Raw genomic sequence first — 25,413 nt, forward strand, 5'->3', positions numbered from 1 at the left:
CCGAACTTTGCCGAACGCAATAGCTACAGAGCCAGAGGTCCCCAGGTGCCGCTCATGTGCAACAGCTCGTCGCGCCCATGCAATGCCAACTGCCCGCCGAGCCCTGCAGCGCTGGCGCGCAAGATCAACTCGCTGGGCAGGCGTACCGGTTTGTGGAATTCCACCGCCAGTTGGTAATTGCTCAACGGCAGGCGTTCGCGCAGGGCTGCCACACTTTGCGCCAGGCTCCACATGCCATGGGCAATGGCAGTGGGAAAGCCGAACAGACGCGCGCTCAGGGCGCTCAGATGGATCGGGTTGTAATCGCCGGAGACGCGTGCGTAACGGCGTCCGGTGTCCGCCGCCGCATACCAGCGATGCACCTCCATCAGAGCCTGGTCCTGATGCTGGGCAGGAGCGTGCACGGGCTCTTGCAGGCCTTCGATTCTGGCATGGCGACACAGAAAGGTGCTGTGTTCCTGCCACAGCGGCCCCAAGGGGTCATCGACTTGGGTCACCAGATCGAACGTCACGCCTTTTTCATGGCGCTGCAGGTTCTGCGCATGCACGCTGACCCGTACACCGGCCACCCCGCCCAAGGGCCGCAACACCTGAATGCGGTTGCGTAGGTGCACCAGGCCCAGCAGGGGAAACGGAAAGCTTTTATCGGTCATCAAGCGCATCTGCAAGGCAAACGCCAGCACATGCGGGTAAGTGGCCGGCAGCATGCCGCCTTCGCCGAACCCGCACAGTTCGCGGTAGGCCGCCAGGTGTCGTGGGTCTGCCGACAGACTGCAACGCAGGCCCAGCTCAGGCAGACGCTCACCAGTGATCTTGCGGTTGAGCGCTGCTTTCAGATAGGCGCTGGGCAGGTCGGGATTGCGTGCCAAAGTCTGCCAGTGGATTGCCATGTCAGGCCCCCAGAATGCTTTGGCCGCACACGCGCAGCACTTGGCCATTGACCGCACCACTGCCGGGCTGCGCCAGCCAGGCAACGGCCTCGGCAACGTCCTGCGGTTGGCCACCCTGGCCCAGTGAGCTCATGCGCCTCCCGGCTTCGCGCAGGGCAAAGGGCATCTGCGCCGTCATGCCGGTTTCGATGAAGCCAGGGGCCACGGCGTTGATGGTCGCACCGCGCGTGGCCAGCCTGGCGGCGAACGCTTCCGCCAGGCCGATCAGTCCGGCCTTGCTCGCGGCATAGTTGCTCTGCCCACGGTTGCCGGCAATCCCTGACGTCGAGGAAAGCAGTACCACGCGCCCGTCATCGCGCAGCGTGCCGCTGTCGAACAGCGCCTGGGTCAGCCGTTGCGGAGCGAGCAGGTTGACCGCGAGCACCGAGTCCCAATAGTCGGGTGTCATGTTGACCAGGGTCTTGTCGCGGGTAATGCCGGCGTTGTGCACCACGATGTCGATTCCCTCCGGCAGCGCGGCGATCAGCTGGCTTGCAGCGTCGTCGGCGCAGATGTCCAGGTCTATCGTGCGACCGCCCAGCCGTGCCGCCAGCGCTTGAAGGTCATGGCGTGCCTGGGGCACATCGAGCAGGATCACTTCGGCGCCGTCGCGCGCCAGGGTTTCCGCGATCGACGCACCGATGCCGCGTGCGGCGCCGGTGACCAGCGCCTTGCGGCCTGCCAACGGGCGGGTCCAGTCAGTGACCTGGCGGGCGCTGGCCTGCAGCGACAGCACCTGGCCCGACACGAACGCACTCTTGGGCGAAAGGAAGAAGCGCAACGCACCTTCCAGCTGTTCGTCGGCGTCAGGCGCGACGTACAGCAGCTGCAAGGTGCCACCGTTGCGCAACTCCTTGGCCAGCGACCGGCTGAAACCCTCCACGGCGCGCTGGGCGATGTGTGCTTCAGGGTCTTCGAGGTCGCGGGGGTTGCGTCCCAGAATGACCATATGCGCGTTGTGGTCCAGGCTCTTGATCACCGGCTGGAAGAATTCGCGCAAGCGTGCCAGCTGGGTACCATCGACGATCTCGCTGGCGTCGAACACCACGGCCTTGAGCTTGGGCCCCAGGCCAGCGGTCCAGCTCGGCAGGTCGGCGGCGCCGTACGCGGTGTCGGTCAAGCGCGAAGCGAAGCTTGCCACCTTGTCGGCGAGCCCGCCGCCGCCCAGCAGCAGAGCACCTTCTACCGGTCGCAACCGTCCGCCTTGCCAGCGCTCCAGGCGTGCCGGCAAAGGCAGGCCGATGGCCCCTACCAGGCGACGACCGAGGTCGGAGTTGGCGAAGTCGATATATCGATCGGACATGGAACGTGCTCCGGTTCAAAGGGTTCAAAGTGTGGACCACGGCAAGGCGCGCGTCGTTCGCCCGGGCCCCGTGCCATGCATCATGCTCGACCCGGAATCTCGCTTCCGCCTTTCAATCCAGGAGGTTCGACATGAACCTAGACACGCATACGGTGCGCCGGGTTGCCATCGTTGGCAGCAATCGTATCCCGTTCGCTCGCGCCAACGGGCCCTACGCCCGAGTCGGCAATCAGGCCATGCTCACGGCCGCACTCGAAGGCCTGATCGAACGTTATGGTCTGCACGGCCTGCGCCTGGGTGAGGTCGCGGCCGGTGCGGTGCTCAAGCATTCCCGCGATTTCAACCTGACCCGTGAAAGCGTACTGGGCTCGCGGCTGTCGGCACAAACGCCCGCCTACGATGTTCAGCAAGCGTGTGGCACAGGTCTGGAAAGCGCGCTGCTGGTGGCCAACAAGATTGCTTTGGGCCAGATCGAATGCGGCATTGCCGGCGGTGTCGACAGTGCATCCGATGCGCCCATCGCGGTCGATGAAGGCTTGCGTCAGATCCTGTTGCAGACGCATCGGGCCAAATCGCTCGGCGAACGGGCCAAGGCATTGCTGCAACTGCGGCCGCAGCATTTGCGGCCCGAACTGCCGCGCAATGGCGAGCCGCGCACCGGTCTGTCGATGGGGCAGCATTGCGAGCTGATGGCGCAGCACTGGAACATCCCGCGTCACGAACAGGATGAGCTGGCGCTGCGCAGTCACCAGAACCTGGCCGCCGCCTATGCGCAAGGTTGGCAGGACGATCTCACCACGCCATTCGGCGGGCTGGTCCGCGACCATAATCTGCGTCCCGACCTGACCCTGGAAAAACTTTCGGCGCTCAAGCCCGTGTTCGAGAAAAACCGGCAGGGCACGCTCACGGCAGGCAATTCCACGCCCTTGACCGACGGCGCGTCGGTGGTGCTGTTGGCCAGCGAAGCCTGGGCCAGGGAGCGCGGGCTGCCGGTGTTGGCGTACTGGCGCGATGGGGAAACCGCTGCAGTGGACTTCGTGGGGGGGCAGGAAGGGCTGCTGATGGCGCCGGTCTACGCGGTTCCGCGGCTGTTGGCGCGCAACGGCTTGAGCCTCCAGGATTTCGATTACTACGAAATACATGAGGCCTTCGCCGCACAAGTGCTCTGCACCCTCAAGGCCTGGGAGGATGCAGACTACTGCCGCACGCGCTTGGGCCTGGATGCGCCGCTGGGTTCGATTGACCGCAGCCGCCTCAACGTCAAGGGCAGTTCACTGGCGGCAGGGCACCCGTTCGCGGCCACCGGTGGGCGCATCCTCGGCAACCTGAGCAAGCTTCTGGACAACGCAGGCAGCGGTCGAGGCCTGATTTCGATTTGCGCAGCCGGTGGCCAGGGCGTCACGGCAATCATCGAGCGCTGACGGTTGCGTCCACGGGCACGCTGGTCGCTTCCACACGCAGTTGGTTGGCATAGTTTTCCGCCATGATCGAACACACGATCAGCTGCAGCGGGTGATAGATCATGATCGGCAGCAGAATCAAGCCCAGTCCGGGGTTGCTGCCGAAGATCAGCGCCGCCATCGGTGCTCCCGCCGCCAATGACTTCTTGCTGGCGCAGAACACGGCGGCCACCTTGTCGGCGTGGCTGAAGCCCAGCAGTTTGGCGGTGCGTGTGGTCAGCAGCAGGATCAGCGCCAACAGCAAGGCGCTCCCGCCCACGGCCATGGCCAATACCGATGCGCCCTGCTGCTGCCACAGCCCCGATACCATCGAATTGCAGAAGGCGGCATACACCAGCAGCAGGATCACGGCCTTGTCGATCAAGTTGGTGTAGCGCTTGTGCCGGCCGAAGAATTTGCCGAACAACGGCCGCATTAGTTGCCCCAGCACCAGCGGCAACAGCAGCATGGCGCACAGGTCGAGCAGGGTTTCCCCCAGGTCGATGCCCCCCGATCCGCCACCAACCACCAGCGCGCACAGAAACGGCGTGATGAAGATACCCAGCACGCTCGACAGGCTGGCGTTGAGGATCGCTGCCGGCACGTTGCCGCCCGCACTGCCCGTCAATGCCACCGATGACGAAATGGTCGAGGGCAGGGCGGCAAGGTACAGAAAGCCCACCATCAAGGTGCCGGGAATGAACGCGCCAAGGGTCTTGTCGCAGGCCAGCCACAGCAGCGGGAACACCACGAAGGTGAAGGCCTGCACCATCACATGCAGGCGCCAGTTCTTCAATCCGTGACGGATCTGCTCGCTGGACAGGTTCATGCCATGCAGAAAGAACACCACGAACACGCCGATATTGGTCACCAGACCGGCGTGCATGGCACCGCCGGTGGCGCCGAACCTTGGAAAAATCCAGGCCAGCAGGACTGCCAGCACCATGCCGCAGAGGAACCAATCGGTTACCACGCGCTTGAGGTGTTTGAGAATGTGCATGAATGAATCGCCTGTGCGTCGATGGACATTGAGAACGGCAGGCTAACTCAGGCACTCTATTGCCGTCTTGCGACAGAGGGCCAATCAATGCCGCCAAACGGACATGCATCGTCACCACGCCCCATACCCGCCCTGGCAAGCCTGCCTCGACCGTTGTATGCGCGTGCCGAAAGCCTGGGTGCGGGATCGTGGACGCCCGCCCATCGACATGATTGGGCGCAGTTTTCCTACGCCATCAGCGGCGTCCTCGGCGTGCACACCGATGAAGGCAGTTTCTTCGCGCCGCCGCAGTGGGGTATCTGGATTCCGGCGGGAGTGGAACACAAGGTCGTCACCTCGATGCGCGCCGAGATGCGCAGTCTGTACGTGCGCAGAGAAGAGTCGCCCTTCCTCACGGAGCACTGCAAGGTGCTTGAGGTCACCCCGCTGGCACGCGAACTGATCAAGGGTTTCTGCGAGTTGCCCCATGACTACCCAGCCGGTGACACCGCTCAGTCACGTCTGGTGCAGGTATTGCTGGATCAGTTGGCAGGCCTGCCCGAGGTGGCGTTCTCGTTGCCCCTGCCCAGGGATCATCGGCTGTTGGCGTTGTGCAACCAGCTGATTGCCGCCCCCGATCAGGCCACCACGCTGACCCAATGGGCGCATCGCCTGGGGACGTCGGAAAAGACCCTGATGCGCCTGTTCCAGCGCGAAACCGGCATGAGCTATCGGGCCTGGCGGCAGCGCATGCGGCTGCTGTCGTCGCTGCAGGCGCTGGAAAACGGTGACAGTGTGACCACGGCCGCATTGAACAACGGCTACGAATCCACATCGGCCTTCATCGCAGCGTTCAAGGCGCTGTTCGGTTTCACCCCGGGCGAGCTTTAATGCATGAGCGCCGCTGTCCATCAGCTGCGAAAGCGCTATGATCGTCCACCGCTTGGCGAGTTGTTTGCATCCTTTTACAGGCTCGGGTCGGCAAGCCGCGCTCGCTGTGAGACGATGCCGCCAGAATTCGCGTGTTTGGCTACGAAGGACCCAGAATAAAAGCTGATGAAGACTCCAAAACGCATTGAACCGCTGATCGAGGACGGTCTGGTGGACGAGGTGCTGCGACCGCTGATGAGCGGTAAAGAAGCAGCTGTCTATGTGGTGCGCTGTGGCAAGGAATTGCGCTGCGCCAAGGTCTACAAGGAGGCGAACAAACGAAGCTTTCGCCAGGCGGCCGAATATCAGGAAGGCCGCAAGGTGCGCAACAGCCGACAGGCTCGGGCCATGGCCAAGGGCTCCAAGTTCGGCCGCAAGGAAACCGAGGACGCCTGGCAGAACGCCGAGGTCGCGGCGTTGTTCCGGCTGGCCAGTGCCGGTGTGCGTGTGCCCAAGCCGTACGATTTTCTCGAGGGCGTCTTGCTCATGGAGATGATCTGCGACGGCGACGGCGATGCAGCCCCACGTCTCAACGACGTCGAGCTGGAACCGGACCAGGCGCGCGAGTACCACGCGTTCCTCATCCACCAGATCGTGCTGATGCTGTGCACAGGCCTGGTGCACGGCGACCTCTCCGAGTTCAACGTGCTGCTGACGCCCGATGGCCCGGTGATCATCGATCTGCCGCAGGCTGTGGATGCGGCGGGCAACAACCATGCCTTCAGCATGCTCGAGCGTGACGTCGGCAACATGGCCAGCTATTTCGGCAGGTTCGCTCCCGAGCTTCGCCAGACGCGTTATGCCAAGGAAATGTGGGCGTTGTACGAAGAAGGCAAACTGCACCCGGCCAGTGTGCTGACCGGCGAGTTCGCAGAGGAAGAAGTGGAAGCCGATGTGGGCGGGGTCATGCGTGAAATCGAGGCCGCGCGCCTGGACGACATTCGCCGACGCGCCGCACGCGAGGCCGATGACCAGCCGACCAAGACAACGGAAGAACCGCCTCCGCCCTGGTTGCAATAAGCGGCCTGCTTGCCAGCTGACGCCGTTTTCCCCTTGTCAGCTGCAACAGCCCCCGGATGCCAGCTCCTGAAGGATCGGGCAGTCCGGGCGGTCATCGCCGTGACAGTGTTCCACCAGGTGTTCAAGGGTGTTGCGCAGGCTGCTCAGCTCGCCGATGCGGCGGTCGAGCTCGTCGATATGCCGGCGAGCCAGCTGCTTCACGTCGGCGCTGGCACGCTTGCGGTCTTGCCACAGCGTGAGCAGCCTGGCCACTTCCTCCAGGGAAAACCCAAGGTCGCGCGAGCGCTTGATGAAACCGAGCGTGTGCACGTCCGCTGCCTGATACAGGCGGTAGCCGCTGTCGCTGCGCACGGCTGGCGCGAGCAGGCCGATCGACTCGTAGTAACGGATCATCTTTGCGCTGAGGCCGCTTTCACGGGCGGCCTGGCCAATGTTCATGCTCGAAATGTCCTCGGATGCGTTTGCGCCAGTATCAACCTTGCCCCTCCGGCAAGGTCAATACTCCAGTGGCTCGGGCTTCAAGTACAAGCCGGCGCTGCCTGCAGCGATACGGAATTTCTGAATCTGCCCGGCCTGCAGGGTCACGATTACCGGTTTGTACTCGGTCATGCCCGGCGCACACCCAGGCGTTTGCCCCGGAAGCTGACGCAAACCGACCGACACGGGGCCTGGCGGCAGGTTGAACGATGTGGCCTGCTCTTGAAACAGCCGCCCGACCAGTTGGTCCTGCAGGTACACCCCTATCTCGCAGGACGTGGCGACTTCCAGGCGCTCGCGGGAAACGATCAGAATGCCGTATGGCTGACCGGTACTGGCACCGGCCCAACAGCTCTGCGCTGCCAGGGCACATATTCCGAAAAGCCATGCAGTGGTAGGGCGCATCGAGTTACTCCTGGCAGGGTGGCAAGCGTCCAGCTTGGACGAGCTGCACGGGGAATTCCAGCCCGGCCGATCCGTGCAGAACTTGATCTTTACCTTGACCTTGCCCCGATGGGAAGGTTGAGAATGATCGCAATCCCGTCCCGCGAGATATCACCCATGCAACAGTTCACCGTGCAAGGCATGACCTGTGGCCACTGCGTACGCGCCGTGACCCAGGCAATCACCGCTCAGGATCCGGCTGCCCAGGTCCAGATCGACCTGGCAGTCGGCAAGGTCGAAATCGACAGCAACCTGCCGCCCGAGCGAATCGTCCAGCTGATCAGCGAAGAAGGCTACAGCGCGACACCCGCGTAACCCGGTTAGACTACGTCGCCTGTATTGTCAGGACGTAGTGAATACCCGATGAACTTCAAGACCATTCTGATCCTGGGGGCGCTCAGCGCATTCGGCCCCCTGGCGATCGACTTCTACCTGCCGGGCTTCCCTGCCATGGCACTTGCCTTCGGCACCGACGAAAAGCACATCCAGACCACCCTGGCTGCCTACTTCCTCGGTTTGTCGATCGGCCAACTGATATACGGCCCGGTCGCCGATCGCTTCGGTCGCCGGGTGCCCCTGCTCGTGGGCGTTTCGCTGTTCACCGCAGCTTCGCTGGCCTGTGCCTTCGCACCCACCCTGGACTGGCTCATCGTTGCCCGTTTCGTCCAGGCCCTGGGCGGTTGCGCTGGCATGGTGCTGGCCCGCGCCATCGTCAGCGACAAGTGCGATGCAGTCGGCTCGGCCAAGGTGTTCTCGCAACTGATGCTGGTCATGGGCCTGGCGCCGATCCTGGCACCTATGCTCGGTGGCGTACTGGTCAACAGTTGGGGCTGGCAGTGGATCTTCATCCTGCTCACCCTGTTCAGCGCCGCCTGCACCTTGGCCGTCGCCTTGGGCCTGCCGGAAAGCATGCCCGCCGACAGACCCAGACGCCCCCTTGCAGGCGCCCCCAGGCTGTACGGCGGCTTGTTGCTGGACCCTGTGTTCATGGGGCATGCGCTGACCGGCGGAATCGCCATGGCCGGCATGTTCGCCTACATCGCCGGGTCACCGTTCGTATTCATCAAGCTCTACGGCGTACCTGCCGAACACTATGGCTGGCTGTTCGGCAGCAATGCCGCAGGGTTCATCCTGATGGCGCAGGTCAATGCGCGCCTTCTGTCGCGCCGCGGTCCGGCGTTGCTGCTGTCACGCACCGTATGGGTGTACATGGCAGCGGGTGCTGTGCTGCTGGCACTCAGTGCGCTGCGGCCAACGGTCTTGTGGCCATTGCTGATCCCATTGTTCGTCTGTCTGGCGAGCCTGGGCGGGATCATCCCCAACGCCTCGGCGTGTGCCATGAGCGGGCAGGGCTCACGCGCCGGCAGCGCTTCGGCGCTGTTGGGGTGCCTGCAATTCAGTCTTGCCGCCGCCGCCGCGTCGTTGGTCGGATTACTGCACGACGGCACGGCAATGCCGATGGCCTGGGTGATCGCTGGCTGCGGCATCCTTGCCGTCTGTGCGGCAGTACTGACACGCCGCTGCCAGCAACGGCGCGACCTGCAGACAGCCCGCTAACCGGCGCTGGCCCCCCGCGCCTGCGGCAGGCCGTGGGGCGCCTGCAAGCGGGCTTCGAGGGTGGCGATGAAGGCCCGCGCCTCGGCTTCGCTGCGGAATGACACCGCATGCTGGTCCATACGCACCTGCCAGCAGCTGCCACGTGGTTGCTTCAACTCAGAAAGAAGAACTTTCATTGCGATGTCCTCGGGCTCGAGATGAGGACCCAGTGTAGTCCTCATTTCGGGCGTGCGAGTGTCATCGGGTGCCCGTCAGACTGACGGCGAGGCAGCGCGAACCAAACAATCATGTAGGTCTGCAAGGACGGACATTGCGGGAAAAGTCCGCCCCGGCTGTGGGGTCAAACCTGTAATGAATGATGTATCCAACCGGTCTTCAGGCAACAGAGCGACGCGTTGCGGGCGCTTGAGCAAGCGTCCCGGAAAATGCCGTCGGTAAGGGCGGGCCATACAAGTACAGGGTATTGCACACCCCTCGCATTCGATGCTCGTCCCCGGCGCTTTCGTCCAATTCCGTACAACGGCGGGGTGCATATAATCACCCCGGCAACCATTGCCAGATTGACGAACGTTTCCACAGGGAGTGAACACATGCAACCAACACCTTGCATCAGCCGGATCGCCACATTGCTGGCCGACCCCAAGCGCAGCGCCATGCTCTGGGCGCTCATCGACGGCACCACGCGAGGCGCCGACGAGCTGGCATCGCTGGCAGGTGTCTCGCCCTCGTCGGCAGGCGCGCATCTGGCGCGGCTGTCGGCAGGTGGTCTGCTGACCCTCGAAGCGCGTGGGCGCAAGCGTTTCTTCCGTCTGGCCAAGCCTGAAGTAGGGGCGGCGGTGGAGGCATTGGCCAGCGTCTCGCTGGTGCAAGCCAATGCGGGAATGGCGGCGCGCATCAGCGTGCCCAAACCGCGCTCGCCCAAGGCCCTGCATCAGGTGCGGCTGTGCGGTGATCATCTGGGCGGCGTGCTGGCGGCCGACCTGTTCCAGCGCATGGTCCAGAACGGCTGGCTCGAACACTATGAACAGCGGCTCGAAGTGACGGCGCTGGGCAGCAGCCGCCTGGCCAGCCAAGGCATCTATACGCAGGCATTGGTCAATCGCGAGCGCCAGCCGCTGCACAGCTGTTGCGACTGGAGCACCCAGCGCCCGCACGTCGGCGGCGCACTGGGTGCAGGGTTGCTGACCCTGTTCCTGCAGTCGGGCTGGCTCAAGCTCAACGAAGACAGCCGCACGCTGCAGGTTACCCGTCTGGGCATGAGCGAGATCGGTCGCTTGGGTATGTGATGGGGCGGGTGAGGCCGGGGTTCGACCCCGCCGGCCTCATTGCTTGATCAGGCGAGCATCCAGGCTGTTCTGCGCCAGGCGTTTGGCTTGGTCCTCGGTCATACCCAGATGGGTGTACAGCGCGTGGTAGTTCTCGGTGACGTAGCCGCCGAAATAGGCCGGGTCATCGGAATTGACCGTGACCTTCACGCCGCGCTCGAGCATGTCGAGAATGTTGTGCTGGCTCATGTGATCGAACACACACAGCTTGGTATTGGAGAGCGGGCATACGGTCAGTGGAATCTGCTCGTCGATGATGCGCTGCATCAGGCGCTCGTCCTCGATGGCACGCACGCCGTGGTCGATGCGCTGGATCTTGAGCAGGTCCAGGGCTTCCCAGATGTACTCGGGCGGGCCTTCCTCACCGGCGTGGGCGACTGTCAGGAAGCCCTCGTCGCGGGCGCGGTCGAACACGCGCTTGAACTTGCTCGGCGGATGGCCCATCTCGGAGCTGTCCAGACCCACGGCAACGAACGCATCACGGAAAGGCAAGGCCTGATCCAGGGTCTTCTGCGCCTCGTCTTCGCTCAAATGGCGCAGAAAACTAAGGATCAGCCCGCTGTCGACGTTCAGCTGGGTACGGCCGTCATTCAGTGCGGCAGTGATGCCGCCCAGCACCGTTTCAAAGGCGATACCGCGGTCGGTGTGGGTCTGCGGATCGAAGAACGGCTCGGTGTGTACGACGTTCTGGGCCTGGCAGCGCAACAGATAGGCCCAGGTCAGGTCGTAGAAATCCTGCTCGGTGCGCAACACGTCGGCACCGCGGTAATACAGGTCGAGAAACTCCTGCAGGTTATTGAACGCATAGGCTCCACGCAGCGCCTCCACATCATTCCAGGGCAACGCGATCTTGTTGCGCTCGGCCAGGGCGAACAGCAGCTCGGGTTCCAGCGAGCCTTCCAGGTGCATGTGCAGTTCGGCCTTGGGCAAGGCATTGAGCCAGTCGTACATGGTGTTTTCGTTCTCTCATCAGGTGCAATCGTGCCCGATTCTACAGGTATTGCCCTTCACTCGCAGCCGCGAGGGCCCAACCGGCAGGTTCGTGCCGACGCCCGGCGGGCCAGCCCCGGTCGGATGCCAGGCCATTCACGTCGAGGCGCGCGTGCTTTTTTCCACCACGCACATCGGCGTGCCCGCCACCGGCTCACGGACGATCTGCACCTGCACCTCGAATACCTGCTGCATCAATTGGGCATCGACGACCTGCCCAGGCGGACCATCGGCCACCAGGCGACCTTGATGCATCACCGCCAGATGATCGGCGTAGCGGCAGGCCTGGTTGATATCGTGCAACACCGTAACCACGGTCTTGCCTTCGGCGGCAAGCTGGCGCATCAGGTCGAGCAGCTCGACCTGATGGCTGATATCCAGGTAGGTCGTGGGTTCGTCGAGCAACACCACCGGCGTATCCTGCGCCAGCACCATGGCCAGCCAGGCCCTTTGCCGCTGGCCGCCGGAGAGGTCCGCCAGCGCGGTGTCGGCCAGTGATTCCAGGCCCATGCGCTGCAGGGCCTGCTCCACGGCATTGCGGTCCGTGCCGCTCAGGCGCCCCCAGAAGCTGTTGTGCGGGCTGCGCCCATAGGCCACCAGTTGGGCAACGCTGACCCCTTCGGGAATGGGCAATACCTGCGGCAGGAACGCCACATGCTGCGCCAACGCGCGCGACGACAGCTGCGCGTAGGGTTGGCCATCCAGGCTCACCGTCCCGCATTGCGGCGTGATGATGCGTGCCAGGGCCTTGAGCAGCGTCGACTTGCCACAGCCATTGGGCCCGATCAGCGCGGTGACTTGCCCGGCAGGCGGGGTGAACGAGAGATTGCGTACGATAGGCGTGGCGCCGTAGCCGATATCGACGCCGTCGGCCTTGATGATGCTCATGATGTCAGCCCTTGAAGCGTGCCAGCAGCCAGAGAAAGTAAGGTGCGCCGATGACCGCGGTCAGAACGCCCGCCGGGATCTCGCTGGGCGCGATCAGTGTGCGTCCCAGCGTGTCGGCCAGCACCAGCAACAGAGCACCGATCAGCATCGAGGCCGGCAGCAGGTGCTGATGATGCCCGCCCACCAGGCGGCGCGCCATGTGCGGCGCGACCAAGCCAAGAAAGCCAACCGGGCCGATGATGCCCACCCCCAGGCTGCTCAACAGCACCGCTGCGCCCATCGCCAGCCAGCGTGTGCGCTTGAGTGCGGTACCCAGGCTGTGGGCTGCTTCGTCGCCCAGGCCGATCAGGTTCAGCGGTTTCGCCAGGCCCAGCGCCAATGGCATCAGCACCACGAACGGCAGGGCCAGCGCCAGATGATGCCAACTGCGGCTCCACAGGCTGCCCGTCAAGGCCAGCAACGCCGTGTTGATGTCCAGCGGGTGCGACAGAATCAGAAACTCGGTGATGCTCGACAGGGTCACGGCGATCGCCACCCCGGACAACGCAAAGCGCACGCCGGAAAAACTCACACCGCTGTTGTACAGCGCCAGCAGCAGTGCGCCGCCGGCGCCGCCCACGCCGGCCACCAGCGGCAGCCAGGTAAAGGGCAGCTGCGGTACCGCGATGATGGCAATGGTCAGGGCCAGCCCGGCGCCCTGGGTCACCCCCAGAATCTCCGGGGAAGCCAGCGGGTTGCGAATCACCCCCTGCACCAGGGCGCCGGCCAGGCCCAGGGCGCTGCCGGTCAGGATCGCGATCAGCCCGCGCGGCAGGCGGTGGTTCCACACCTCGAAGTCCAGCGGGTCATGCGCCAGCAACAGCTCGAACACTGCACTTGGCGCCAGCCAGGAGGTGCCTGCGCTCAGGCTCAGCCACAAGGCAGCGAGCAACAGTGCCAGCAGGATCAGCAGGCGAGGGTAGGGCCGGGTCATTGCGTACGCCTGGCTAGGTAGAGGAAGAACGGTGCACCGATCAGAGCGGTCACCACCCCGGCCGGCGTTTCCGCCGGGAAGGCCACGGCGCGGCTGACCAGATCGGCCGCCAGCACGATCGCCGCACCCAACAGGGCGCTTGCCGGAATCAGCCAGCGATAGTCGTTGCCCAGGTATTGCCGGGCAATGTTCGGTGCGATCAGGCCCACGAAGCCGATCGGGCCGACCGCGCAGACACTGGCGCCCACCAGCAGCAGGCTGGCGAAAAACACCTGCAGGCGCAGGCCGGCGATACCGACGCCCAGCGAGCGAGCCGCATCCTCGCCCAGATTCACCAGGTTCAGGCGTGGCGCGCAGAAGAGTGCCCACAGGGCACCGATCAGAGTGCAGGGCCACAACAGTTGCAGTTGCGCAGCACCGACGTTGGCCAGCGATCCGGCCAGCCAGTTGAGCACGCTCTGTGCCTGCGCCTCGACCAGTATCACGGTCAGCCGCGTCAACGCCGCACACAGTGCCGCTACGGTCACTCCGGCCAGCACCAGTCGGCCTTGCGCCGCCGCTGGAGACCAGGCGCCACCCAGGCTGAAAACGATCACCCAGGCCAGGGCACCCCCCACACACGTCATCAGCAACGCGCCGCCTGCGAACGGCAGGGCCACCAGGCCCGTGGAGAACAACGCCAGGCCCAGCGCGGCGCCTGCCGTGACCCCGAACAGGGACGGCGACGCCAAGCGGTTGCGGGTAATGCCCTGCATCAATGCACCGGCCAGTCCCAGGCAGGCACCGACCAACGCCGCGCAAAGTGCCCGTGGCACCCGCAGCTGGGCGACGATATAGGCCATGTTGCCGCCCTCACGGCCCTGGCTGAACAGCCCGTTGAAGGCATCCGCCTGGCTGATCGTGAACGGCGACCAGGCGTACAGCGACATCCAGAACAGCCCGGCGACGACCACCGTGCCCAGCGCCATCGCCCACCAACGCCTCATTCAGGGCGTCATGGCGGCTTTGCCGCCCTTGAGAATGGCCAGGGCGTCTTCGGCAATCTGCTCGGACGCCATCACCCCGCGGTTGCGGGCCCAGGTGTCACCGTCGACCTCTGCAACCTGATGATTGCGCACTGCGCCCAGCACTTGCCACAGCGGCTGCTGGCTCCAGCTGTTGACCAGGCTCGGATGCCGGTAGTGCCCGACGAGCAGCCAGGCAGGGTCCAGCGCCAGCAGTTGTTCCAGGCTGACGAACTCGGTCGGTGCCGCGTTGCTGCGTACCGGCGGAACCTGCAAACCGATTGCCGCCAATACGCTGCCCGCATAGGAGTGCGGTCCATGTACGGAGAAGCTGTCTTCCCGCGCCACACCGAACAGCACCTTGGTACCGGCGGGCACCTGCCCGGCGATGTCGGCGAGGCTGCGACGGTTCTGCGTGATCCGCGCCTGCATCGCCTCGCTCTTGCCCAACGCCCGGCCAATCAACTCGGCGGACTTCAAGCTGCCTTCATAGTCTTCCCCGCGCGAGGGCAGCAGCAAGGTCGGCGCCAGGCTTGCCAGGTCAGCGTACAGCGCCTGATGGCGATTGAGATCGGCAATGATCAGGTCAGGCTTGAGCCGCGCGATCTGTTCGATGCTGGGCTGGGCGCGCAGGCCCACCGAGCTCCACTGACCAATGGCCTGACGTACTCTGGGCAATACGCGATTGGCATCGCCATCGTCGGCGGCGCCAACCGGGGTGACGCCCACTGCCGCCAGGCTATCGAGAAAGGAGAACTCCAGCACCACCACACGTTGCGGCGCCTGGGGTAGATGGACGGTGTGCTGGCCATCATTGATATCGATGGGCGCTGCGACGATGAGCCGTGTGCACAAGGCCAAGGCACTGGCGACGATCATCGAGGTGAGGCGGGAACTGCGCATGGACAAATACCTTCGCTGTGGAACCTGCGCGCTGGGCGGGCGCGCAAAAACGGCGGGTACTATTCCATATCAGGCTGTCGTGATCAAAAAACATTCTCTTTTACGAGTGTTTCGCGCTTTCGGACTTACCTTCGAAACGGTGGGTGCAACTCAGCACTCCACCAGGTTGACCGCCAACCCGCCGCGCGAGGTTTCCTTGTACTTGTCGTGCATGTCGGCGCCAGTGTCACGCATGGTCCGGATGGCGTGATCCAGCGAGATGAAGTGCTCGCCATCACCGCGCAGCGCTATTTGCGCGGCATTGATCGCCTTGACCGCGGCAATCGCATTGCGCTCGATGCACGGCACCTGGACCAGCCCTCCGACCGGATCGCAGGTCAGCCCCAGGTTGTGCTCCAGGCCGATTTCCGCTGCGTTCTCGACCTGTTCGGGCGTGGCACCCAGCACCTCGGCCAAGCCGGCAGCCGCCATGGCGCAAGCCGAACCCACTTCACCCTGGCAGCCCACCTCGGCGCCGGAAATCGACGCGTTCTTCTTGCACAGGATGCCTACCGCCGCAGCTGCCAGGAAAAACCGGACCACGTCGTCGGCCGACGCTTCCGGGCAGAACTTCATGTAGTAGTGCAACACCGCCGGAATGATCCCGGCCGCGCCGTTGGTGGGGGCGGTCACCATGCGCCCGCCGGCGGCATTCTCCTCGTTCACCGCCAGAGCAAAGACGTTGACCCATTCCATGGCACTGAGGGTGGAGCCAATGACGTTGGGCTTGCCGATCTCCTGCAGGTTCTGGTGCAGACGATAGGCCCGGCGGCGCACGTTCAGCCCGCCTGGCAGAATGCCTTGCCCGGTCAGACCTTTATCCACGCAGGCCTGCATCGCTTGCCAGATCACCGCCAACTGTTCGCGGATCTGCGCTTCGGAACGCCAGGCCTTTTCGTTTTCCATCATCAGTGCCGCAATGCTCAGGCCGGTGCGCTTGCACAGGCTCAGCAACTGCGCCGCCGAGGAAAAGTCGTAGGGCAGGACGGTGGTGTCGTTGTCCAGCACACCGCTGGCAGCCTGCTCGGCATCGACCACGAAACCGCCACCGACCGAATAGTAGGTCTGCTCGTGCACCTCGCCGTTCTGCAGGTGCGCCACCAAGGTCATGCCATTGGGGTGGTAGGGCAGGCTCTCATCGAGCAGAAGCATGTCGCGCTGCCAGTCGAAATGAATCGTGTGATCGCCCAGCTGCAGGCATTGCCGCTGGATCACTTCGTCGACCCGAGGCCCGACGGTGTCCGGGTCGACCCGATCGGGCCATTCGCCCATCAAGCCCATCAAGGTCGCGCGGTCACTGCCATGGCCTATGCCGGTGGCAGACAGCGAGCCATACAAGCGGGCTTCGATCCGCTCCACCAGCGGTGCCATGCCTTGTTCGGTGAGATTTTTGGCAAACAGGGCAGCGGCGCGCATCGGGCCCACCGTATGCGAACTGGAGGGGCCGATGCCGATCTTGAACATGTCGAATACGCTGATAGCCATGTCTGCCTCATTCTCTCTCTATACACTCGTGCCTTATCTTTGGCCTGACAGACATTTCAGACAAACGATACTTACTAAGTCACTGTTTAGCGGGGCTCACCGATGAGCAAGATCCTCAATGCCCAAATGCACGCCTGGCTGCAGGTGTTTGCCTGCGCCGCGCGGCATCTGTCCTTCACCCGCTGCGCCGATGAATTGCATGTGACCCCCGGTGCCATCAGCCAGCAGATGAAGCAATTGGAAGATCGCCTGGGCTTTGCGCTGTTCCATCGGGTGGGTCGCGGCCTGCAATTGACTGCACAGGGCCAGCGCCTTGCGGTGGTCGCCAACGAAGTGCACAGCCGCATCGACGAAGAACTGCGGCTGTTGCATTCCGGCACCATCGGCGGGGTGTTCAAGCTGCGCAGCATCCCTTCCTTTTTGAGCAAGTGGCTGATGCCACGGTTGCCCAGCCTCGAGCGGGCTTTTCCCGAGCTCCAGCTGCGGGTGATCGCCGAGGACAGCAGTGGCTCACTGCGTGACGACGATTTCGACCTGGCCATCGACCTCAACGATGGCAGCTACCCAGGCCTGGTCACTACACCGTTGCTGGAAGAGGAGCTGTTCCCGGTGTGCTCGCCCACTCTGCTTGAGGGTCGTCCGCCATTGGACAGCCCTGGCCAGCTGGTGCACTTCCCATTGCTGCACGACATAACCGCCTGGCGCGGCAGCTATGAATATGCAGAGTGGGAGTTCTACCTCTCGGCGATAGGCGCCGAAGGCATCGATGTGCGCCGCGGCCACACTTTCAATCGCAATCACCTGACCATCGATGCGGCGCGCATGGGCATGGGTGTTGCCATCGCCCGTCGCGCGCTGATCACCGACGAGCTGGAACAAGGCTCGCTGATCGTGCCGTTCGGATGGCCCATCCAGGCCCGCAAGAAATACGTGCTGGCGTACCGCGAAGGCGCACTCAATACGCCAACCCGACGTGCCATCCATGACTGGTTGGTGGCCCAGGCACAGGTCTGCCCCTGAACCTTTGCAGCTGTCGCGTACTCTGATCCGCTGATTCTTGTTACATCCAGTTACTTTCAGCGGCACAGGTCGCAGCAATCAGCGAAGGCAGGCCATGATCGCGTTACTCAAGCAGGAAAAATTTCTACTTCTGGCGGTGATCGCCGCATGCATTGCCTTCCCGGCCGAGCACTACCTGCTCAGCCATGGTCAAGGCATGGCACTGGGCGCGGGTATCGCCCTGGTCGTGGCGATCATCTTCGCCTCGGTGCGAGTTGCCGGGCACGCCGAGTTGCTCGCCGAAAAATTCGGTGACCCCTACGGCACTATGATCCTCACCCTGTCGGCGGTGCTGGTCGAAGTGGTGGTACTGGGCATCATGATGAGCAACGAGCCATCACCGACCCTGGTGCGCGACACCATCTATTCGGCGGTCATGCTCGACATCAACGGCATTCTCGGGCTCGCGGCACTGATGGGCGGGCTCAAGCATGGCGAACAGTCCTACAACGACGATTCAGCGCGCAGCTACAGCGTCATGATCCTCACCGCCATGGGTGTGTCCATGGTGGTGCCGGAGTTCATCCCTGAGGGCAACTGGAAGGTCTACTCAGGCTTTACCATCGGCGCCATGCTGGTGCTCTACGCCTTGTTCCTGCGCATGCAGGTCGGGCCGCACAGCTATTTCTTCAGCTACAACTATCCGGAAAAGAAGAAGCGCAAGGGCGTGACCACCGAACCCGAGAAGCCGGTTCACCTGGGTTGGTCGGTGGGTACCCTGGTGTTCGGTATCGTCGTCATCGGCGCCCTGGCCGAAGTCATGTCCAAGACCATCGACCTGGGTCTCGAGGGCACCGGCGCACCACCGGTGATGACGGCCATTCTGGTGGCAGCCATTTCCGCTGCGCCGGAAATCCTGACTGCACTGCGTGCAGCATTGGCCAACCGCATGCAGTCGGTGGTCAACATCGCCCTGGGTGCCTCGCTGTCAACGGTGATCCTTACCGTACCGGTCATGGAAGGCCTGGCCCTGTACAGCGGCCAGCCGTTCCAGATGGCAATGACACCGGTGCAGACAGTGATGATCTTCATCACCCTGCTGGTCTGCGCGATCAACCTCAACGACGGCGAAACCAACGCCATCGAGGGCATGACTCACTTCGTGTTGTTCGCGACCTTCATCATGCTATCGATCCTGGGCCTGTAAACCACCGTCTAACTGGCACTGCCCGCATCCTGTAGGAGCGGGCAGTGCCCGCGAAGAGGCCGCCGCTGACACCACCGCTTCCCTCGGACCTCACCAGTCGATCTTCTCGCCCCTGTAATCGAGAAACTGCAACCCACCCTTGCCCAGCTGCGCGGTGATCACATCCACCAATCCACGGGTACTGGTGGCAACGTCCAGACTGGCACCGTCGCCGCCCATGTCGGTCTTCACCCAGCCCGGATGCATCGACAGCACCGTCAACTGCGGCCGCGCCAACTCGGTCACGAAGGTATTGGTCATCGAATTCAAGGCCGCCTTGCTCGCCTTGTACAAGGCCATGGGCGACCCTTCAGGCATCGCCACACTGCCCAGCACCGAACTCATGAAGGCGATCGCGCCGCCATCGGCGACATTGCCCGCCAGGCGCTGGGCCAGACGGATCGGCGCCACGGCATTGATGACGAACAGTTCACCGATGTCTGCATCGCTGGCCTGGTCGGTGTTGTAGCCCGCCGGCCCGGACACCCCGGCATTGATGAACAGCAGGTCGAAGGTCTGCTGCTGCAGTCGCAGGCTCAGGGCGTCCATGGACTCCAGGCGAGTCATCTCCAGCGCCTCCACCTTCGCGCCGGTGGCCGTCAGCGCCGGCGGCACCTTGTCCAGATCGCGAACCGTGGCCGTCACCTCCCAGCCATCTTCGCTCAAGCGTTCCACCAGCCCCAGACCCAGGCCACGGGATGCACCAATCACCAACGCTTTCTTTGCAGTTGTCATTGCCACTCTCCTGAACAAAGGAAACAGACTAGCACTCGCTGTCAGCAACGACGCGCTCAAGACGCGACGGCTTGCAGCACGATCCGTCCCCTGGAAAGGTCGGCAAGCTGCTGCGCCAGGGTAGCGATGGCCTCACTGGCCACTGCCAGCTGCAGATCGACCCCATTGCTGGTGAAATCTTCTGCAGTCACCAACCCCTGAACCTCGGCCACCCGAAGCTTGACCAGGGCCAGCTCACTGAATGTGCAGGAACAGCTCACCGCCACCCGCGCGATCAACAGGCGCTTGGGCGCCTGCTGCAGGCATTTGTTCGCCCCTCCGCCATAGGCACGTGCCAACCCTCCTGTACCCAACTGAACGCCGCCGTACCAGCGAATCACCAGCACCACCACCTGATCGCAATCCTGTGCCTCGATCGCCGCCAGGATCGGTCGGCCTGCGGTACCCCCTGGCTCGCCATCGTCGTTGCTGCGGTACTGATCGCCCAGTTTCCACGCCCAGCAGTTATGGGTCGCGGCCAGGTCACTGGTCTGTTCGATGAAGGCCTGGGCGTCCTGCACGCTGGCTATCGGCGCGGCGAGGGTGATGAATCGACTCTTGCGAATCTCCTCGCGGTACTCGCAGGGTCCCAGCAGGGTAGAAGGCATGCTTATCTCTTGGCTGTTGCAGTGATCACACCGCAGGGGTCAAGCCGCATCCTTTCAGAATGATGCGGATCAGGTTGTCACTGGCGTGTTCGAAGTCTTGCCGCGTCAGGCGCGCCTGTCCGGTCACCCGGCAGATCTGCGTGGCGAAGTCGGCGTAATGCTGGGTACTGCCCCACAGCAGAAAGATCAGGTGCACGGGGTCGACGGGGTCCATCTTGCCGGCGTCGATCCAGGCCTGGAACACCGCGGCACGCCCCGCGAACCAGCTGCGGTAGTCCTGGCTGAAGTACTCGCTCAGGCACTCGCCGCCGCTGATGATCTCCATCGCGAAGATCCGTGACGCCAGTGGCTGGCGGCGCGAGAACTCCATCTTGGCACGGATGTAGCGGGTCAGCGCCTGCGCCGGATCATCCTCGGCGCGCAACGTATTGAAGGTGCTGTCCCACAGCTCGATGATGTTGCTCAGCACCGCAATGTACAGGCCGAGTTTGTTGGTGAAGTAATAGTGCAGGTTGGCCTTGGGCAAGCCTGCATTCAACGCAATGGTGTTCATGCTGGTGCCCTTGAAACCGTGCCGGGCGAACTCGTCTTCGGCCGCTTTTAGAATCGCTTCTTCATTCTTCTGGCGGATGCGGCTGGCAGGTTTGCCACTGGCCGAGGCGCTGTGCGCGGGGACTTCAAGACTCATGGGCGATTTCCGAACCGATCGTTTGAATACTGCAGATGCGTTGATAGCGTACCCGCCCTGATCCGACAAGCCTTGATGGATAAACCACGACGATCCTTCAGCGCGTCTGCGCCAGGCTTTCCAGAAAGCTTTCCAGCACCAGATGGGGCCTTCTGCCCTTGCGCGTCACCCAGGACAACGTCAGGTCATAGAACCGCTCGCTCGGTTTCAACGCCCGCAGACGCCCCTGTTGTACCCAGAAAGTGGCGTAATGGTCGGGCAGGTAGCCGATGTAGCGTCCCGTCAGAATCAGAAACGCCATGCCCTCGCGATCCGAGGCGCTGGCTGTGCACTTGAGCACCTGATAACGCGCCTGGATATCGGCTGGCAGACGAAATGTCGGCGCGATGGCTTCCTGTGCGTTGAGGCGGTCGCCATCGAGCGCCTCGTCACTGGCGTAGAACAGCGGGTGGCCGACCGCGCAGTACAACAACGAACGCTCACTGTACAGCGGCTGGTACTCCAGCCCCGACAGCGGGCTCGACTGCGGCACCACGCCAACATGCAAGCTGCCATCGAGCACGCCCTGCTCGACCTGGCTGGGCGCGATCATCCGGATCTGGATGCGCACATCGGGCCCACGGTCCTTGAGTTGCGCCAGCGCATGGGTGATGCGCATGTGCGGCAGCGTCACCAGGTTATCGGTCAGGCCAATGTTCAACTCGCCACGCAGGTGCTGGTGCAGGCCGTTGACGCCGGTGCGGAAGCTTTCCAGCGCCGCCAGCAACTGCAGCGCCGATTGATAGACCTCGCGGCCTTCTTCGGTCAGGGAAAACCCTGCGCGGCCACGCTGACACAGGCGCAGGCCCAAACGCTGCTCGAGGTCGCTCATCTGCTGGCTGATCGCCGAACGACCGATGCCCAGGACGTTTTCCGCCGCAGAAAAGCCGCCGCACTCCACCACGCTGCGAAAGATGCGCAGCAGGCGAATATCGAAATCACTGACCTGCGCGAGCGGATCGGGGCGACGGCTCATAGTTTAGTAGCTGCCTGACTGAAGATCGAAAAAGTTGGGTTTTCCAGACTTTATCGTCGTGACACCGTAGAGGCAACACGCTTGTCATCGCGTCTTCAATCGCTCAATGAGGTCTGTGCACATGAACATGCCCGAGAACGCCCCTGTCGGCATCACCAGCCAGCTCAAGCTGGATGCTCACTGGATGCCGTACACCGCCAACCGCAGCTTCCAGCGTGACCCGCGGATCATCGTCGCGGCCCAAGGCAGCTGGCTGACCGACGACAAGGGCCGGCAGATCTACGACAGCCTCTCCGGTCTGTGGACCTGCGGTGCGGGCCACACGCGCAAGGAAATCCAGGAAGCGGTGTCGCGTCAGCTCGGTGTGCTCGACTACTCGCCCGCGTTCCAGTACGGCCATCCGCTGTCCTTCCAGCTGGCGGAAAAAATCACCGACCTGACTCCCGGCAATCTCAATCACGTCTTCTATACCAACTCCGGCTCCGAGTGCTGCGACACCGCCGTGAAAATGGTCCGTGCCTATTGGCGCCTGAAAGGCCAGGCCACCAAGACCAAGATGATTGGCCGGGCCCGTGGCTACCACGGTGTCAACGTTGCCGGCACCAGCCTGGGCGGCGTCAACGGCAACCGCAAGATGTTCGGCCAGCTGATGGATGTCGACCACATCCCCCATACCCTGCTGCCGGGCAATACCTATTCCAAGGGATCGCCGGAGGAGGGTGGCATTGCCTTGGCCGATGAAATGCTCAAGGTCATCGAGCTGCACGACGCTTCCAACATCGCCGCCCTGATCGTCGAGCCCATGGCGGGTTCGGCGGGCGTACTGCCACCGCCCAAGGGCTACCTCAAGCGCCTGCGTGAAATCTGCGACCAGCACAATATCCTGCTGATCTTCGACGAGGTCATCACCGGCTTCGGGCGCACCGGCGCCATGTTCGGCGCCGACACCTTCGGCGTGACCCCGGACCTGATGTGCATCGCCAAGCAGATCACCAACGGCGCCATTCCGATGGGCGCCGTCATCGCCAGCACCGAGATCTACCAGACCTTCATGAACCAGGCGACGCCCGAGTACGCCGTTGAGTTCCCCCACGGCTATACCTACTCGGCGCACCCTGTGGCCTGCGCCGCCGGCCTTGCCGCGCTGGAGCTGCTGCAGCGCGAAAACCTGGTGCAGAACGTCGCCGAGCTGGCACCGCATTTCGAAAACGTGCTGCACGGCGTCAAGGGCGCGAAGAACATCGTCGACATTCGCAACTATGGCCTTGCCGGTGCGATCCAGCTGGCGCCACGCGATGGCGATGCCATCGTGCGCCCCTATGAGGTGTCCATGAAGCTATGGAAAGCCGGATTCTACGTGCGCTTCGGCGGCGACACCCTGCAGTTCGGCCCAACCTTCAACGCCCAGCCGCAAGACCTCGATCGCCTGTTCGATGCTGTTGGCGAAGCCCTCAACCAGATCGACTGACCTTTTTCCCAAGGAGCCCATTGCATGAGCACTATCCAACACTTGATCAACGGCGATCTGGTTTCCAGCGGCGACCGTACGGCCGATGTCTTCAACCCGTCGACCGGCCAGGCCATCCGCAAACTCCAGCTGGCCAGCCGCGAGACCGTGCAACTGGCCATCGACGCCGCCAAGGCCGCGTTTCCAGCCTGGCGCAAGACTCCAGCGGCCAAGCGTGCCCAGGTGATGTTCCGTTTCAAGCAACTGCTCGAGCAGAACGAAGCCAAGATCGCCCAGATGATCAGTGAAGAGCATGGTAAAACGCTGGAAGACGCTGCAGGTGAACTCAAGCGCGGCATTGAAAACGTCGAGTTCGCCTGCGCAGCACCTGAAGTGCTCAAGGGTGAGTACAGCCGCAACGTCGGCCCCAATATCGATGCCTGGTCCGATTTCCAGCCACTGGGTATCGTTGCCGGTATCACGCCGTTCAACTTTCCGGCCATGGTCCCGCTGTGGATGTACCCCTTGGCCATCGTCTGCGGCAACTGCTTCATCCTCAAGCCGTCCGAGCGTGATCCCAGCTCTACACTCTATATAGCGCAACTGCTGTTGGAGGCGGGCCTCCCGGCTGGCGTACTCAATGTCGTGCACGGTGACAAGGTCGCGGTGGACGCGCTCATCGAAGCGCCGGAGGTCAAGGCACTGAGTTTCGTTGGCTCCACGCCGATCGCCGAGTACATCTACAGCGAAGGCACCCGTCGCGGTAAACGCGTTCAGGCCCTGGGTGGCGCGAAAAACCACGCGGTGTTGATGCCCGACGCTGATCTCGACAACGCGGTCAGCGCCTTGATGGGCGCAGCCTACGGTTCCTGCGGTGAGCGCTGCATGGCCATTTCGGTAGCCGTGTGCGTCGGCGACCAGGTCGCCGACGCCCTCGTGGCCAAGCTGACTCCGCAGATCAAGTCGCTGAAGATCGGCGCCGGCACGTCTTGTGGTCTGGACATGGGCCCACTGGTGACCGCCCAGGCCCGTGACAAGGTCTCAGGCTATGTCGACGACGGTGAGCAGGCCGGCGCCAAGCTGGTCGTGGACGGTCGCGGTCTGAGTGTATCGGGCAACGAAGAAGGCTTCTTCCTCGGCGGGTGCCTGTTCGACCACGTCACTCCACAGATGCGTATCTATAAAGAAGAAATCTTCGGCCCGGTGTTGTGCATCGTCCGTGTCGAAAGCCTCGAGCAGGCCATGCAGTTGATCAACGACCATGAATACGGCAACGGCACTTGCATCTTCACCCGTGACGGTGAAGCGGCACGCCTGTTCTGCGACGAGATCGAAGTCGGCATGGTCGGCGTCAACGTACCGCTGCCGGTGCCGGTCGCCTATCACAGCTTCGGCGGCTGGAAGCGCTCCCTGTTCGGCGACCTGCATGCCTATGGCCCGGATGGCGTACGCTTCTACACGCGACGCAAGGCCATTACCCAGCGCTGGCCGCAACGTGCCAGCCACGAAGCCTCGCAGTTCGCTTTCCCTAGCCTTTAAGCGTCGAGAAAGGGCGGGCCGCCAGGCCCGCCCTTTGCTTTTAGGGATATGTGACAGTTTTTTGAAATTACCTGTTGACGCCCCTCTCAATGTGTCTATAATTCGCCCCACTTCCGGCGCAGCCGAAACGATAAACTCCTTGTTAATCAATGAGTTGGCCGTTTCAGAGGGTTCGGAAGGGTTTCGATCGTCAAGGTCGGAAGCGGTGAAAAAGGCAGTTGACAGCGGTTTGAAACGCTGTAGAATTCGCCTCCCGCTGACGAGTGATCGAAGCGAGTCAAGTGTTTGAAGTTGTTCAGGTTTCTGGTCAAATACTTCGAAATAAACGCTTGACAGGATGTGAGGCTAGCGTAGAATTCGCGCCTCGGTTGAGACGAAAGAATCAACCCACCGCTCTTTAACAATTGAATCA

26 protein-coding genes are annotated in these 25,413 nt (G+C 63.1%); 10 read left to right on the plus strand and 16 right to left on the minus strand.

Going from position 1 to position 25,413, the window contains the following annotated elements; translation table 11 throughout:
* Positions 1-23: 23 nt before the first annotated feature.
* Positions 24-890, minus strand: coding sequence for a MaoC family dehydratase (locus IFT44_RS12950; protein WP_192175995.1), 867 nt, complete (start codon positions 888-890; stop codon positions 24-26).
* Between the two features lies 1 nt (position 891).
* Positions 892-2,232, minus strand: coding sequence for a 3-oxoacyl-ACP reductase (locus IFT44_RS12955; RefSeq protein WP_192175996.1), 1,341 nt, complete (start codon positions 2,230-2,232; stop codon positions 892-894).
* A gap of 131 nt (positions 2,233-2,363) precedes the next feature.
* Here IFT44_RS12955 and IFT44_RS12960 point away from each other — a divergent pair, with 131 nt between their 5' ends.
* Entirely contained in the window at positions 2,364-3,653 is a 1,290-nt protein-coding gene (locus IFT44_RS12960; RefSeq protein WP_192102946.1) for an acetyl-CoA C-acetyltransferase, read from the plus strand.
* Here the strand turns inward: IFT44_RS12960 and IFT44_RS12965 are convergent.
* Positions 3,640-4,671, minus strand: coding sequence for a bile acid:sodium symporter family protein (locus tag IFT44_RS12965; protein ID WP_192175997.1), 1,032 nt, complete (start codon positions 4,669-4,671; stop codon positions 3,640-3,642). The two genes, IFT44_RS12960 and IFT44_RS12965, sit on opposite strands and share 14 nt — an antisense overlap.
* An 87-nt stretch (positions 4,672-4,758) precedes the next feature.
* Here IFT44_RS12965 and IFT44_RS12970 point away from each other — a divergent pair, with 87 nt between their 5' ends.
* Positions 4,759-5,541: an AraC family transcriptional regulator gene (locus IFT44_RS12970; protein ID WP_192059151.1), complete on the plus strand. Its 783-nt coding sequence runs from the start codon at positions 4,759-4,761 to the stop codon at positions 5,539-5,541.
* A gap of 165 nt (positions 5,542-5,706) precedes the next feature.
* A complete protein-coding gene (locus IFT44_RS12975; protein ID WP_192059153.1) occupies positions 5,707-6,600 on the plus strand; it encodes a PA4780 family RIO1-like protein kinase in 894 nt (297 codons plus the stop codon).
* Between the two features lie 36 nt (positions 6,601-6,636).
* Here IFT44_RS12975 and cueR read toward each other — a convergent pair whose 3' ends face one another.
* Both cueR and IFT44_RS12985 read right to left on the minus strand, forming a co-directional pair.
* On the minus strand, positions 6,637-7,038 hold the full coding sequence (gene cueR / locus IFT44_RS12980; RefSeq protein ID WP_185795256.1) for a Cu(I)-responsive transcriptional regulator: 402 nt from the start codon (positions 7,036-7,038) through the stop codon (positions 6,637-6,639).
* A 57-nt stretch (positions 7,039-7,095) separates the two neighbouring features.
* Positions 7,096-7,482 (minus strand): hypothetical protein, encoded by a 387-nt coding sequence (locus IFT44_RS12985; protein ID WP_192059155.1) that lies wholly within the window; start codon positions 7,480-7,482, stop codon positions 7,096-7,098.
* Between the two features lie 156 nt (positions 7,483-7,638).
* Here IFT44_RS12985 and IFT44_RS12990 point away from each other — a divergent pair, with 156 nt between their 5' ends.
* Positions 7,639-7,836 carry a heavy-metal-associated domain-containing protein gene (locus IFT44_RS12990; RefSeq protein WP_122480283.1) on the plus strand — a complete coding sequence of 66 codons (198 nt, stop codon included), beginning with the start codon at positions 7,639-7,641 and terminating at the stop codon, positions 7,834-7,836.
* Between the two features lie 48 nt (positions 7,837-7,884).
* Entirely contained in the window at positions 7,885-9,078 is a 1,194-nt protein-coding gene (locus IFT44_RS12995) for a multidrug effflux MFS transporter (protein ID WP_185795255.1), read from the plus strand.
* On the opposite strand, the gene IFT44_RS13000 is transcribed toward IFT44_RS12995, so the two are convergent.
* The gene (locus IFT44_RS13000; protein ID WP_122480281.1) at positions 9,075-9,254 is read right to left on the minus strand and encodes a hypothetical protein; all 180 of its coding nucleotides are present in this window, start codon (positions 9,252-9,254) and stop codon (positions 9,075-9,077) included. The genes IFT44_RS12995 and IFT44_RS13000 overlap by 4 nt on opposite strands.
* A 414-nt stretch (positions 9,255-9,668) precedes the next feature.
* Here IFT44_RS13000 and IFT44_RS13005 point away from each other — a divergent pair, with 414 nt between their 5' ends.
* A complete protein-coding gene (locus IFT44_RS13005; RefSeq protein ID WP_192175998.1) occupies positions 9,669-10,364 on the plus strand; it encodes an ArsR/SmtB family transcription factor in 696 nt (231 codons plus the stop codon).
* Between the two features lie 36 nt (positions 10,365-10,400).
* Here the strand turns inward: IFT44_RS13005 and IFT44_RS13010 are convergent, their stop codons facing one another.
* The 6 genes from IFT44_RS13010 to IFT44_RS13035 form a co-directional block, all read right to left on the minus strand.
* Positions 10,401-11,354 carry an adenosine deaminase gene (locus tag IFT44_RS13010; RefSeq protein WP_192175999.1) on the minus strand — a complete coding sequence of 318 codons (954 nt, stop codon included), beginning with the start codon at positions 11,352-11,354 and terminating at the stop codon, positions 10,401-10,403.
* Between the two features lie 135 nt (positions 11,355-11,489).
* Entirely contained in the window at positions 11,490-12,281 is a 792-nt protein-coding gene (gene fecE / locus IFT44_RS13015) for a Fe(3+) dicitrate ABC transporter ATP-binding protein FecE (protein WP_192059159.1), read from the minus strand.
* 4 nt (positions 12,282-12,285) lie between these two features.
* Positions 12,286-13,254, minus strand: coding sequence for an iron chelate uptake ABC transporter family permease subunit (locus IFT44_RS13020; RefSeq protein WP_192137625.1), 969 nt, complete (start codon positions 13,252-13,254; stop codon positions 12,286-12,288).
* Complete coding sequence (fecC, locus tag IFT44_RS13025) at positions 13,251-14,240, minus strand: iron-dicitrate ABC transporter permease FecC (RefSeq protein WP_163007692.1); 990 nt, start codon at positions 14,238-14,240, stop codon at positions 13,251-13,253. Before fecC ends, IFT44_RS13020 begins: the two co-directional genes overlap by 4 nt.
* Positions 14,241-15,137 (minus strand): Fe(3+) dicitrate ABC transporter substrate-binding protein, encoded by an 897-nt coding sequence (locus tag IFT44_RS13030; RefSeq protein ID WP_244652161.1) that lies wholly within the window; start codon positions 15,135-15,137, stop codon positions 14,241-14,243.
* Between the two features lie 174 nt (positions 15,138-15,311).
* Positions 15,312-16,685: an L-serine ammonia-lyase gene (locus tag IFT44_RS13035; protein WP_192176001.1), complete on the minus strand. Its 1,374-nt coding sequence runs from the start codon at positions 16,683-16,685 to the stop codon at positions 15,312-15,314.
* A gap of 102 nt (positions 16,686-16,787) precedes the next feature.
* On the opposite strand from IFT44_RS13035, the gene IFT44_RS13040 reads away from it, so the two are divergent.
* Positions 16,788-17,705, plus strand: a complete 918-nt coding sequence (locus IFT44_RS13040; protein ID WP_122480273.1) for a LysR substrate-binding domain-containing protein — start codon at positions 16,788-16,790, stop codon at positions 17,703-17,705.
* Between the two features lie 94 nt (positions 17,706-17,799).
* Positions 17,800-18,891: a calcium:proton antiporter gene (locus tag IFT44_RS13045; protein ID WP_122480272.1), complete on the plus strand. Its 1,092-nt coding sequence runs from the start codon at positions 17,800-17,802 to the stop codon at positions 18,889-18,891.
* Positions 18,892-18,981: 90 nt separating this feature from the next.
* Here the strand turns inward: IFT44_RS13045 and IFT44_RS13050 are convergent, their stop codons facing one another.
* The 4 genes from IFT44_RS13050 to IFT44_RS13065 all read right to left on the minus strand — a co-directional run bounded on the left by IFT44_RS13050 (position 18,982) and on the right by IFT44_RS13065 (position 22,015).
* Positions 18,982-19,665: an SDR family oxidoreductase gene (locus IFT44_RS13050; protein ID WP_192059165.1), complete on the minus strand. Its 684-nt coding sequence runs from the start codon at positions 19,663-19,665 to the stop codon at positions 18,982-18,984.
* 56 nt (positions 19,666-19,721) lie between these two features.
* Positions 19,722-20,312: an IMPACT family protein gene (locus IFT44_RS13055; RefSeq protein ID WP_192176002.1), complete on the minus strand. Its 591-nt coding sequence runs from the start codon at positions 20,310-20,312 to the stop codon at positions 19,722-19,724.
* Positions 20,313-20,337: 25 nt separating this feature from the next.
* A complete protein-coding gene (locus tag IFT44_RS13060) occupies positions 20,338-21,000 on the minus strand; it encodes a TetR/AcrR family transcriptional regulator (protein ID WP_122714705.1) in 663 nt (220 codons plus the stop codon).
* A 97-nt stretch (positions 21,001-21,097) separates the two neighbouring features.
* The gene (locus IFT44_RS13065) at positions 21,098-22,015 is read right to left on the minus strand and encodes a LysR family transcriptional regulator (protein WP_122480268.1); all 918 of its coding nucleotides are present in this window, start codon (positions 22,013-22,015) and stop codon (positions 21,098-21,100) included.
* 121 nt (positions 22,016-22,136) lie between these two features.
* On the opposite strand from IFT44_RS13065, the gene IFT44_RS13070 reads away from it, so the two are divergent.
* Positions 22,137-23,483, plus strand: a complete 1,347-nt coding sequence (locus IFT44_RS13070) for an aspartate aminotransferase family protein (RefSeq protein WP_192176003.1) — start codon at positions 22,137-22,139, stop codon at positions 23,481-23,483.
* Between the two features lie 24 nt (positions 23,484-23,507).
* Positions 23,508-25,001, plus strand: a complete 1,494-nt coding sequence (locus IFT44_RS13075; RefSeq protein ID WP_122480266.1) for a CoA-acylating methylmalonate-semialdehyde dehydrogenase — start codon at positions 23,508-23,510, stop codon at positions 24,999-25,001.
* Positions 25,002-25,413 lie beyond the last annotated feature (412 nt).

This window comes from Pseudomonas sp. CFBP 13710, from assembly GCF_014842235.1.
Lineage (GTDB): Bacteria > Pseudomonadota > Gammaproteobacteria > Pseudomonadales > Pseudomonadaceae > Aquipseudomonas > Aquipseudomonas baltica.

Bases quoted from the DNA above. Each gene is read 5' to 3' on its own strand.
- IFT44_RS12950 (WP_192175995.1), bottom strand. From the start codon at position 890: ATGGCAATCCACTGGCAGACTTTGGCACGCAATCCCGACCTGCCCAGC.
- IFT44_RS12955 (WP_192175996.1), bottom strand. From the start codon at position 2,232: ATGTCCGATCGATATATCGACTTCGCCAACTCCGACCTCGGTCGTCGC.
- IFT44_RS12960 (WP_192102946.1), top strand. From the start codon at position 2,364: ATGAACCTAGACACGCATACGGTGCGCCGGGTTGCCATCGTTGGCAGC.
- IFT44_RS12965 (WP_192175997.1), bottom strand. From the start codon at position 4,671: ATGCACATTCTCAAACACCTCAAGCGCGTGGTAACCGATTGGTTCCTC.
- IFT44_RS12970 (WP_192059151.1), top strand. From the start codon at position 4,759: ATGCCGCCAAACGGACATGCATCGTCACCACGCCCCATACCCGCCCTG.
- IFT44_RS12975 (WP_192059153.1), top strand. From the start codon at position 5,707: ATGAAGACTCCAAAACGCATTGAACCGCTGATCGAGGACGGTCTGGTG.
- cueR (WP_185795256.1), bottom strand. From the start codon at position 7,038: ATGAACATTGGCCAGGCCGCCCGTGAAAGCGGCCTCAGCGCAAAGATG.
- IFT44_RS12985 (WP_192059155.1), bottom strand. From the start codon at position 7,482: ATGCGCCCTACCACTGCATGGCTTTTCGGAATATGTGCCCTGGCAGCG.
- IFT44_RS12990 (WP_122480283.1), top strand. From the start codon at position 7,639: ATGCAACAGTTCACCGTGCAAGGCATGACCTGTGGCCACTGCGTACGC.
- IFT44_RS12995 (WP_185795255.1), top strand. From the start codon at position 7,885: ATGAACTTCAAGACCATTCTGATCCTGGGGGCGCTCAGCGCATTCGGC.
- IFT44_RS13000 (WP_122480281.1), bottom strand. From the start codon at position 9,254: ATGAAAGTTCTTCTTTCTGAGTTGAAGCAACCACGTGGCAGCTGCTGG.
- IFT44_RS13005 (WP_192175998.1), top strand. From the start codon at position 9,669: ATGCAACCAACACCTTGCATCAGCCGGATCGCCACATTGCTGGCCGAC.
- IFT44_RS13010 (WP_192175999.1), bottom strand. From the start codon at position 11,354: ATGTACGACTGGCTCAATGCCTTGCCCAAGGCCGAACTGCACATGCAC.
- fecE (WP_192059159.1), bottom strand. From the start codon at position 12,281: ATGAGCATCATCAAGGCCGACGGCGTCGATATCGGCTACGGCGCCACG.
- IFT44_RS13020 (WP_192137625.1), bottom strand. From the start codon at position 13,254: ATGACCCGGCCCTACCCTCGCCTGCTGATCCTGCTGGCACTGTTGCTC.
- fecC (WP_163007692.1), bottom strand. From the start codon at position 14,240: ATGAGGCGTTGGTGGGCGATGGCGCTGGGCACGGTGGTCGTCGCCGGG.
- IFT44_RS13030 (WP_244652161.1), bottom strand. From the start codon at position 15,137: ATGATCGTCGCCAGTGCCTTGGCCTTGTGCACACGGCTCATCGTCGCA.
- IFT44_RS13035 (WP_192176001.1), bottom strand. From the start codon at position 16,685: ATGGCTATCAGCGTATTCGACATGTTCAAGATCGGCATCGGCCCCTCC.
- IFT44_RS13040 (WP_122480273.1), top strand. From the start codon at position 16,788: ATGAGCAAGATCCTCAATGCCCAAATGCACGCCTGGCTGCAGGTGTTT.
- IFT44_RS13045 (WP_122480272.1), top strand. From the start codon at position 17,800: ATGATCGCGTTACTCAAGCAGGAAAAATTTCTACTTCTGGCGGTGATC.
- IFT44_RS13050 (WP_192059165.1), bottom strand. From the start codon at position 19,665: ATGACAACTGCAAAGAAAGCGTTGGTGATTGGTGCATCCCGTGGCCTG.
- IFT44_RS13055 (WP_192176002.1), bottom strand. From the start codon at position 20,312: ATGCCTTCTACCCTGCTGGGACCCTGCGAGTACCGCGAGGAGATTCGC.
- IFT44_RS13060 (WP_122714705.1), bottom strand. From the start codon at position 21,000: ATGAGTCTTGAAGTCCCCGCGCACAGCGCCTCGGCCAGTGGCAAACCT.
- IFT44_RS13065 (WP_122480268.1), bottom strand. From the start codon at position 22,015: ATGAGCCGTCGCCCCGATCCGCTCGCGCAGGTCAGTGATTTCGATATT.
- IFT44_RS13070 (WP_192176003.1), top strand. From the start codon at position 22,137: ATGAACATGCCCGAGAACGCCCCTGTCGGCATCACCAGCCAGCTCAAG.
- IFT44_RS13075 (WP_122480266.1), top strand. From the start codon at position 23,508: ATGAGCACTATCCAACACTTGATCAACGGCGATCTGGTTTCCAGCGGC.